9 protein-coding genes, 1 other RNA gene and 1 pseudogene are annotated in these 9,896 nt (G+C 60.0%); all 11 read right to left on the bottom strand.

Features of this window, described 5'->3' with window-relative positions; genetic code table 11:
* Window positions 1–6: 6 nt before the first annotated feature.
* The gene (gene mraY / locus ABNH18_RS00520) at window positions 7–1,089 is read right to left on the bottom strand and encodes a phospho-N-acetylmuramoyl-pentapeptide-transferase (protein ID WP_349380930.1); all 1,083 of its coding nucleotides are present in this window, start codon (window positions 1,087–1,089) and stop codon (window positions 7–9) included.
* Complete coding sequence (locus ABNH18_RS00515; protein WP_349380929.1) at window positions 1,089–2,450, bottom strand: UDP-N-acetylmuramoyl-tripeptide--D-alanyl-D-alanine ligase; 1,362 nt, start codon at window positions 2,448–2,450, stop codon at window positions 1,089–1,091. The genes mraY and ABNH18_RS00515 overlap by 1 nt, the downstream gene beginning before the upstream one ends.
* Window positions 2,447–3,919: a UDP-N-acetylmuramoyl-L-alanyl-D-glutamate--2,6-diaminopimelate ligase gene (locus tag ABNH18_RS00510; protein ID WP_349380928.1), complete on the bottom strand. Its 1,473-nt coding sequence runs from the start codon at window positions 3,917–3,919 to the stop codon at window positions 2,447–2,449. Before ABNH18_RS00510 ends, ABNH18_RS00515 begins: the two co-directional genes overlap by 4 nt.
* Window positions 3,916–5,637, bottom strand: coding sequence for a peptidoglycan D,D-transpeptidase FtsI family protein (locus tag ABNH18_RS00505; RefSeq protein ID WP_349380927.1), 1,722 nt, complete (start codon window positions 5,635–5,637; stop codon window positions 3,916–3,918). The genes ABNH18_RS00510 and ABNH18_RS00505 overlap by 4 nt, the downstream gene beginning before the upstream one ends.
* A complete protein-coding gene (gene ftsL, locus ABNH18_RS00500) occupies window positions 5,634–5,900 on the bottom strand; it encodes a cell division protein FtsL (protein ID WP_349380926.1) in 267 nt (88 codons plus the stop codon). Before ftsL ends, ABNH18_RS00505 begins: the two co-directional genes overlap by 4 nt.
* A complete protein-coding gene (gene rsmH / locus ABNH18_RS00495; protein WP_349380925.1) occupies window positions 5,900–6,838 on the bottom strand; it encodes a 16S rRNA (cytosine(1402)-N(4))-methyltransferase RsmH in 939 nt (312 codons plus the stop codon). Before rsmH ends, ftsL begins: the two co-directional genes overlap by 1 nt.
* Window positions 6,838–7,278 (bottom strand): division/cell wall cluster transcriptional repressor MraZ, encoded by a 441-nt coding sequence (gene mraZ, locus ABNH18_RS00490; RefSeq protein WP_349380924.1) that lies wholly within the window; start codon window positions 7,276–7,278, stop codon window positions 6,838–6,840. Before mraZ ends, rsmH begins: the two co-directional genes overlap by 1 nt.
* Window positions 7,279–7,622: 344 nt before the next feature.
* A complete protein-coding gene (locus ABNH18_RS00485) occupies window positions 7,623–8,117 on the bottom strand; it encodes an oxygen-binding di-iron domain-containing protein (protein WP_349380923.1) in 495 nt (164 codons plus the stop codon).
* A gap of 32 nt (window positions 8,118–8,149) precedes the next feature.
* Window positions 8,150–8,413 (bottom strand): annotated as a pseudogene (locus ABNH18_RS00480) (oxygen-binding di-iron domain-containing protein); the annotation flags it as partial.
* A gap of 156 nt (window positions 8,414–8,569) precedes the next feature.
* An RNA gene (gene rnpB, locus ABNH18_RS00475) (RNase P RNA component class A) lies at window positions 8,570–8,948 on the bottom strand.
* A gap of 57 nt (window positions 8,949–9,005) precedes the next feature.
* Window positions 9,006–9,833, bottom strand: a complete 828-nt coding sequence (gene rsmI, locus ABNH18_RS00470; RefSeq protein WP_349380922.1) for a 16S rRNA (cytidine(1402)-2'-O)-methyltransferase — start codon at window positions 9,831–9,833, stop codon at window positions 9,006–9,008.
* Window positions 9,834–9,896 lie beyond the last annotated feature (63 nt).

Here is a 9,896-nt window from a genome sequence, read left to right as displayed (position 1 = left end):
AATCCCCTATCGAATTTTGAGGGTCGCCAGACCCACCAGCACGAGAATCACAGTGATAATCCAGAACCGCACAATGATCTTCGGCTCCGGCCATCCCTTCAGTTCAAAATGGTGATGAATGGGAGCCATGCGAAAAATTCGCCGGCCGGTGAGCTTGAACGAGCCCACCTGCAACATCACCGATACCGTCTCCATCACGAACACACCGCCCATGATGAAAAGCACAATTTCCTGGCGCACGATCACTGCCATGACGCCCAGTACCGCGCCCAGAGACAGCGCACCTACATCGCCCATAAACACCTGGGCGGGATACGCGTTGAACCACAGAAACCCGAGACCAGCACCACACAAAGCAGCGGAAATAATCACCAGCTCACCGGCACCCGCCACGTAAGGAATCTGCAGGTAGGTCGCAAATTCCGCATGCCCCCCGGCGTAGGCAAAAATGCCCAAAGCGCCACCCACCAGCACGGTAGGCATGATGGCCAGGCCATCCAGTCCGTCGGTGAGGTTCACCGCGTTACTGGTGCCGTTAATCACAAAATAGGTCAGCACGATGTAGAACCAGCCCATGTTGATGGCCACGCTCTTGAAGAACGGCACGATCAACTGGGTCTCCACCGGGCTTTGTGCGGTGAAGAACAAAGCGCACCCGGCGCCCAGTGCGCCGACAGACAGCCACAGGTATTTCCAGCGAGCAGGCAAACCGCGCGGGTTCTTTTCCACCACCTTGCGCCAATCATCCACCCAGCCCACGGCACCAAAAATGAACAGCACACCCAGGGTGATCCAGACGAAACGGTTTTCCAGGTCGCCCCACAGCAGAGTGGAAATAACGATGGCCACCAGAATCAGCGCCCCGCCCATGGTCGGAGTGCCCGCCTTGCTCAGGTGGCTCTTCGGACCATCATCACGAATAGCCTGACCCACCTGTTTTTCCTGTAGCTTGCGGATCATGATTGGGCCGACCCAGAAGGCGATAAACAACGCCGTCAGCACACTCAAGATGCCGCGCAGGGTGATGTACTGCACCACCAGAAAACCGCTGTGGTATTGCGCCAGATAGTCCGCCAGCCAAAGCAGCATCAGTGTGCCCCCCCTGTGTGTGTGCGTTCCTGTGTAAGCCGCTGCACCACCGCTTCCATACCGGCGCTACGGGATCCTTTCACCAACACCGTGCCGCCTTGCGCCAGCACCGGGGCACTCCAGCTCGCCGCCTGTTGATAGTCCTCTGCAATTTTTGCTGCTTCGCCATAACCCCGCGCCGCTGCCGCCGCACCTGTCATGACCACCAACTCGGAAAGTCCGGCCTGACGAGCGTATTCACCCAGCTCCTGCACCAGACTTTCGGCCTGTGGGCCCAGCTCGCCCATGGCGCCCAGCACCAGCATTTGTGGCGCCGGCTGTGCGGCCAGCCAATCAATGGCCACACGCACCGAACCCGGGTTGGCGTTATAGGTATCGTCCACTACCGCGCCGGCGCCGGCGGGCTGAATATGCATCCGTCCGGGTACCGGTTTCAGTGCCGCCAGGCGCGGCAAGACCGGAGCCAGCGACACACCCAATGCCCGCACCGCCGCACAGGCCATCAAGGCGTTACTCACCTGATGCACACCGGGCAGCGGAACCGTAACGGCTTCGCCCAGCGGCTGAAGCACAAACTCTGCGCGATCGCGATGCAGGGTGATATTTTCGGCATACAGGTCGGCACCGGTTCGCGTGCTTTCATTCATGCTGACCCGCACCACCGTCAAACCAGCAGCACGGGCTTTTTCGGCGAAGAAATCCGCGAAGCTGTCATCGTTGTTGATGATCGCCTGACCACCCGGCGTGCAGCCGCCAAAGATTTCCGCCTTGGCATCGGCAATGCCCTGCATGGAACCAAAGCCTTCCAGATGCGCACCGGTCACGTTGGTCACCAGCACCACCTGCGGGCGCGCCAAAGCGCTGGTCCAGGCGATTTCGCCCGGGGCATTGGCGCCCAGCTCGATTACCGCGAAACGGTGCTCTGCCCGCAGGCGCAACAGCGTTAGCGGCACACCTACATCGTTATTAAAGTTGCCTGCCGTGGCCAGCGTGTCACTGCCCAGCATGGCCGCAGCCATTTCCTTCACGGTGGTCTTGCCGGCATTGCCGGTCACCGCCAGGCGGGGCATGTCGAACTGGGCGGCATACCCACCGGCAAGACGGCCCAGCCCTTCGCGGCTGTCGGCTACGCGCACAGCGCTTTCGAAACAGTCCTGTTCACACTCCACCAGCGCCGCAATGGCGCCACCGGTTTTGGCGGATGCCAGAAAGTCATGGGCGTCAAAACGGTCACCACGCAATGCCGCAAACAGGCAACCGGGTTCAATGGCACGGGTATCGGTGGCCACGGCATTGACCTTCAGGTCTTCACCCTGCAAAGCGCCGCCGGTCCACTGGGCGATCTGTGACAGCCACATCATTGCGCACCTCCCCGGGCGTTGAACGCCTTGCGGGCCAAGTCGCGGTCATCACTGGGGTAACGCACGCCATCCACTTCCTGATAATCCTCGTGACCCTTGCCGGCGAGCAGAATCACATCGCCGTCACTGGCCGCCTGCACGGTATCCATTACCGCTTGGGCACGTTCAACAACGGCCTTCACCGTCGCCGGGTCAGTAAGACCTGCGCGCATGTCGTCAATAATTTGTTGCGGGTCTTCGCTGCGCGGGTTATCGCTGGTGAGCACCACCCGGTCGGCGCCGCGCTCTGCGACAGCGGCCATCTGCGGGCGCTTGCCGGTATCCCGATCTCCGCCACACCCCACGATGCAGAACAACCGGCCGTGAAAATGGGCACGGCACGCCTGCAAGGCTTTTTCCAGCCCGTCCGGAGTGTGGGCATAATCAACGATCACGGTGGGACAGCCCGGTTGCTGTACCGGTTCCATGCGACCGGGCACCGGTGTTACCGCCGCCAGCGCACCGCCCAATGACGCGGTGCTGACGCCCTGACCGTGCAAGATGCCGGCAACTGCCATCACGTTGCTGAGGTTAAAGCGGCCAAACAACGGCAGCGTGACCACCAGAGGATCGCCACCCACGGCCAGTTCGGCGCGCATACCGTCGGCGGTAAAGGCGACTGCGGCACAGCGCACAGTGGCGCCCGGCTGATCACCGAACGTCACGCAACGCACACCATCGGCTAGACAACCGATCAGCGAGTATGCCGCCGGATCGTCACAATTGATCACCGCCAGCTTGACGCCGTCACGGGTAAACAGCACAGATTTGGCCGCCAGATAGGCTTCCATGTCACCGTGGTAGTCCAGATGATCCCGGCTCAGGTTACTGAACACGGCCACCGGCACCGGCGTGGAGCCAAGGCGATGCTGGTCCAGCGCGTGGGAAGACACTTCCATGGCCACCGTATCAGCGCCCGCATCACGCACCCGGGCCAGGCCGGCCTGCAAGGTAATCGGGTCCGGCGTGGTATGACCAGTGGTTTGCTCGCTACCTTTCAAGCCCAGGCCCAAGGTGCCGACCAAGGCACAGCGGTGACCCAATGCATTGAGAGCATCACGCAGGAACCAGGTGATGCTGGTCTTACCGTTGGTGCCGGTCACACCGACCACACTCATGGCCGCACCGGGCTCGCCATACCAGCGAGCCGCCAACGCACCCACGCGACGGCCAAGCTGTGGCAACGCCACACAAGGCACAGGCTGGTCCTGCTGAATCTCAAACGTATCTGCGTCCGCCAGCACCGCCACCGCACCGGCGGCAATTGCCTGGCTGACAAACTGGCGGCCATCGCTGGCCACGCCCGGCACGGCTAAAAAGGCATCACCCGGCGCCACCTTGCGGCTATCGAGCTGTAGCCCGGAAAGTACAACACCCGCCGCAGAAGCAGGCAGGGTGACATCGGGTAGCAGTTGCTGGAGGGTCATCATGAGCGATCCTCCGCATCCGGGCCGCCGGCCAGCAGCCCGTCAGGCTTGTCCGGTGGCACATGCAGCGAGCGCAACACGCCACCCATGATGTTGGAAAACGCCGGTGCCGCAATCAAGCCGCCGTAATAGGCATCGCCGCCCGGATCATCAATGACCACCACCGTGACAATGCGCGGATCCGTTGCCGGGGCCAGCCCGGCAAACAAACCAATGTAGTTATCGTCGGCGTAGCCGCCGTTCAACACCTTGTGCACGGTGCCGGTCTTGCCGGCAACCTGATAGCCCGGCACCTGAGCGCGGCGTGCGGTACCCACACGGCTCACCACGGTTTCCAGCATTTGCACCAACTGCCGGGCCGTGCCCTTGCCGATTACCTGCTCGCCCTGCGGCACACCATCCACCTTTTTCAGGGTCAACGGCACTTTCACACCATCGTTGGCGATCACGGCATAGGCTTGGGCCAATTGCACCGCAGACACACTCAGGCCGTAACCATAGGACAGTGCCGCACGTTCCACATCGCGCCACTTGCTGCGCAGCGGCAGCAACCCGTTGCTCTCACCGGGGAACGCAATATGCGTGGACTGACCAAAACCGAAGCGCTCCAGATACCCCGGCAGAGCCAGCGGATCCATGGCCAGCGCCAGTTTGCTGGTGCCCACGTTGGAGCTCTTGGTGAGCACCGTGGTGATGTCGATAACACCGTAATCACGGTGATCGCGAATCGTTTTGCTACCCACCCGCAAAGTACCCGGGTGGGTATTGATGGTGGTGGACGGCGTCACCATGCCCATCTCCAGGGCCGCCGCCACAGTAAACGGCTTCATGGTAGAGCCTGGCTCGAACAAGTCCGTCACCGCCCGGTTACGCAGCGCGCCAGTATCCAAATTGCCACGATTGTTGGGGTTATAAGCTGGCTGGTTAACCATGGCCAACACTTCCCCGGTGTGCACATCCAGCACCACAGCACTGCCGCCCTTGGCCTTGAATTTCTGCACCGCACCGAGCAATTCCCGGTAGGCCAAGTATTGCAGGCGCAGGTCGATGCTCAGAGTGACGTCTTCACCGGGTGCAGCCGGCTCCAGCACCTCGATATCCTGAATCACCCGGCCCAGCAGATCGCGCACCACTTTCTTGCGACCGGAATGACCGGACAGATGATCCTCCATGGACAGCTCAATGCCTTCCTGGCCCTGATCATCAATGTTGGTAAAGCCCACCACATGGCTGGCCACTTCACCGGCCGGGTAATAGCGGCGGTATTCCGTCAGCGAATAAACGCCAGGCACATTCAGGTTCAACACTGCCTTGGCGGCTTCCGGGGCCAGGCCGCGTTCCAGATAAATAAACTCGCGGGATTCATGCCGGCGCACTTTGCGGGCAAACGCTTTTTGGTCGATCACCGGGTTGCCAGCCAGGCGGCCCCACTGATCTTGATGCTCCATGGCTTCGCGGGGGTTCACCCACAGCGTCACCACCGGCGTGCTCACGGCCAAGGGCTTGCCGGCACGATCACGAATCACGCCTCGATGCGCCGCCAGCGGCTCCACCCGCAGATTGCGGATATCACCCTGATGAGCCAGGTAGTCGTGCTGAATCACTTGCAGATCCACCGCCCGAACCAGCAACAGACAGGCACACACCGCCCAGAAGCCCAGCACAAAGCGCCAGCGCATCGGGTGATTCGGTTGCCGTGTCTTGCGGGCCTGTTTCTTCATGGCCGGATCAGCACTCTCTCATCGGTCTTGGGTAATTTCATGCCCAGCTTTTCCCTGGCCAGGCGCTCCACCCGGGCGTAGCTGCCCCAGGTGCTGTGCTCCAGCAACAACTGACTCCACTGGCTTTCCAATCGAGTCTGGCGTTGCTGTAAACGTTGACTTTCATCGGTGAAACGACGCGCCTGATGCACGCTGTAACTCACGGCCAGCGCCGACATGACCACCAGCACCACCAGGATGCGAATCATCCACGGGGCAGCCATCAGGCCACCTTCTCCGCGATACGCAGCACCGCACTGCGAGAACGCACATTCACTTTCAGCTCGGCCTTGCCGGCATGCAGGGCCTTGCCCACCGGCTCCAGCCGCAAGGGCAGCTCATCACCCAACGGCAAACCGCCACGCCCTTTCGGCGCCCGGCCGGAATGGTCACGAATAAACAGTTTCACGATCCGGTCTTCCAAAGAATGGAAGCTGATAATGGCGAGACGCCCGCCGATGGCGAGCGTCTCGAGGGACTGTTCAAGCACTTGTTCCAGCGCATCCAGTTCCCCGTTTATATGTATCCGTAGCGCCTGAAAACTGCGCGTGGCCGGGTGCTTTCCCTTCTCGTTACGCCCCAGCACCGACTCAATCAAATTGGCCAGCTGCAGGGTGCGGGTAATCGGCTGCTCTTTGCGGGTTTCGCAAATACGCTTGGCGATCCAGCGGGACTTGCGCTCTTCGCCATAGCGATACAGCACATTGGCGATGTCTTTTTCCGCCGCATGGGACAGCCACTCGGCCACGCTTTCGCCCTGGGTCGGATCCATGCGCATGTCCAATGGGCCATCACGCAGAAAGCTGAAACCGCGCGCCGCATCGTCCAGCTGAGGCGAAGACACCCCCAGATCCAGCAACAACCCGTCAATCGGCCGACCCGCCTGCTCCACCACTTGCGGCAAGCAATCAAAACGGTTGGCGACCATATGAAATCGGCTATCGCTGGCGGCGAGCTGCTGCCCGGCGGCGATGGCTTGTGGGTCACGATCAATACCGGTCAGGCGACCGTTGTCGTCCAAGCGCGCGAGCAAGGCACGGCTATGGCCACCACGGCCAAACGTACCATCCACATAAAAGCCTTCGCTCTGGCTGAACCACATATCCAGCACCTCTTCCAGCATGACCGGCTGGTGTGCGTACTGCGTGTCTTTGGTCGTCATCAGAACGACAGCTCCTGCACACTTTCCGGCAACGCCGCCGGATCCAGGGTGCCATCCACGTCGGACCAGCTTTCCTCTTTCCAGATTTCGAAGCGGTGCATCTGACCGATCAGCATGGCGCGCTTCTCCAGACTAATGGCCGCCCGCAATTCCGGCGGCACCAACAAACGACCGTTACTGTCCATCTCGATTTCCGCAGCCTGACCCAAGAAGCGCCGCTTGAGCTGACGCACCTGCGGATTGGAATCACGCTGCTCAGACAGCTTCCTGGCGGTATCCATGAATTCTGCACGCGGGTAAAGCGCCAGGCAGTCATCGAACGGGTGCAGCGTAAGCACAAGCTGGCCGCCGCACGTGTCGATTAACGACGCACGGTACCGGGTCGGCATGGTTAGCCGCCCTTTGGCATCCAGATTGAGTGCTGCGCTCCCAGTAAACACTGGCCGTCCTCTTGCTCTTGGTTATGCGGTTCCTTCCTGGGGCTTTTCGCCCCACTTCGTGACACCTGTCACGACGGAATTCCCACTTTTTCCCACTTTTCACCACATTGAGACACTCTAGGGCCACTGCAAAGCCCAAGTCAAGCGTGACAGCACAGGGAAACGTAAAAGAATTTCCAAACAAATCAGCCTGTTAGCGGCCTATTTGAGCAGAAAAGAGGAAGCAGGGAAGCGATAAACGGAAGGAGTTCCGTGATGAATCAGAGCGCTGGGACGCGCAGGTGAGAAAGCACTTTAAGTGTTAGACAGATTAGTTATTACTAACTTTATTTATATACCGATATTCACGAAATGCATTGCCAATCCACCGTGGGAAGCCGGTAATGACGACTATCCAGCAAGTCCACGCCGCACTCCAGCGTCGCCAACCAGTCAAGAAAGCGGCCCACATTCTCGCCCTCAAAGTACCCGCCATGCTGAGGCACGATCATGCGCGGCGACAGCTTGCGCACCATCGCCACCCACAACCGGCATGCCCGATTACTGGCCATGTACCGCCGGTGAAATCCCTGCATGCTGTGACAATGGTCTGCAAAATTATCCACCCGCCCTTCTTCCCCGCCAAGGCTGGCGCCCACGTCGCCGGAAAAAAGGATACCGCTGAGAGGATCATAGAAACTGAAGTTGCCCACGGAATGCAGAAAATGCGCCGGCAATACCCACAGCTCGGTTCCCGCAAACGGCAGCACCTTCCCTTCGTCGGCAATACCCAGAATGCGCGCCTGCAGCTGCTCGCCCATCTTGCCAGTGACATAGGACGACGCCAGAAGCGAGACCACAGGCGGCTGACCACCACCTGGCAGCGAGTGTGCATCAGCCAGCGCGGCAGCGACGCAATAATGTCCGGATCCTGGTGGGACGCCAGAATATACTCCAACCCGTCCAGATTAACGCGACGGCTGAGCGCAATGGTTAACGGGGTATAAGTGAGGTCGCCACCGGGATCGATCAGCGCCGCCCGGTCGTTATGGCGGATGCAGAACTGGTTGGCCTGCACGCCCTCACCCACCACCAGGTCAGCAAAGCGCAGCACTTCATGGCCATTTTCACTGAAGAGGGTATCCACCTGTGCCATGCCGAGCTCCGAACTGCGTGAGCGGGCAAGCCTAGCGGCACACCATTATTGAGCCATGATCCAGATCAACAAGGCGGATGATCGCGAGAAACAAGCAACGAGACACAAACACCGTTTCGGTCTTCGCTTCTCGTCACTCGCAACGCGTATTGGAATAAGGTGGACCGGTCGATAAGCCGGGTTCTGTCGTGGACAGTCATTCATCTCGGGTTTGCGTCGCCACAAACCTCTAGCAACCTACCCGGATCCAGCGCGGGCCACGCCAACGGATCCCTATTTGGTCTTGCTCCGGGTGGGGTTTACCCTGCCACCGCTGTTGCCAGCGGCGCGGTGCGCTCTTACCGCACCTTTTCACCCTTACCGATTCCGACACAAGGACGGAACAGGCGGTATCTTCTCTGTGGCACTAGCCGTAACCACACCGTTCCCAGTGTGGCCCCCAGGCGTTACCTGGCACCCTGCCCTGTGGAGCCCGGACTTTCCTCCAACGGCAACTCTTAAAAGAACTGCCGCCAGCGACTGCCTAACCGGTCCGGGCGGGATTCTAATCGTATGGGCGCCGGTAAGCCAGAGATACAGGGAAGTTGAGCGTTCAACTCATCTTTTCCAGCAGCGCATACAGGTCCTGCCGCTTCAACCCGGTATGGGCCGCCATAATTTTTGCCACCCGCGACACTGGCAACTCCGCCAGTAGCGTTTTCGCCAACGCCTCGTCCCTGTCTGTCCACGACGAGGACTGCGCCACCGGCGACAGCACCAGCACCAGTTCACCGCGTCGCTGATTGCTGTCCGACGCCACCCAGTCACAGATTTCACTCACCGGACCACGCCGAATCGTTTCAAATTGCTTGGTCAGCTCACGGCACAGGGTAATTTCACGATCTTTTTCAACCAGCCCTGTCAGGGCCTCCAGGAAGGACAGCACCCGGTGAGGCGCCTCATAAATAATACTGGTGACTGACAGGGCCGCCAGGCGCTCAATGGCTTGCTGACGCGGCGCGCCCTTGGCAGGCACAAACCCTTCAAACAGAAAACGATCAGAAGGCTGACCAGCAGCGGCCAGCGCGGCCAGCAACGCGGACGCACCGGGAATGGGCACCACATTTACTTGGGCCTCCTGACAGGCGCGAACCAGCCTGTAACCGGGATCACTGATCAACGGCGTCCCCGCATCACTGATCAATGCCCCCTGCTCACCACTGTTCAAACGTGCCACTAACTCATCACTGCGCTGGCTTTCATTATGATCATGGCAACTGATCATGCGGCTGCGAATACCCAACTGATCAAGCATCCGCTGACTGTGCCGGGTATCCTCCGCCGCAATCCAGTCCACTGCTGCCAGTACGTCAATTGCCCGACGGGTAATGTCATCCAAATGACCGATCGGAGTACTGACAATAAACAAAGTCCCGCTCATATTCGTGCACTACTCAAGTGTTAAGACGCCCGGAAAGCGCCTACAATAGCCGCTTCATTCTGG

This window comes from Alcanivorax sp., from assembly GCF_040118815.1.
GTDB lineage: Bacteria > Pseudomonadota > Gammaproteobacteria > Pseudomonadales > Alcanivoracaceae > Alcanivorax.
Note: the sequence above shows the minus strand (reverse complement) of the source record. Positions and strands in the feature narration are given on the sequence as shown.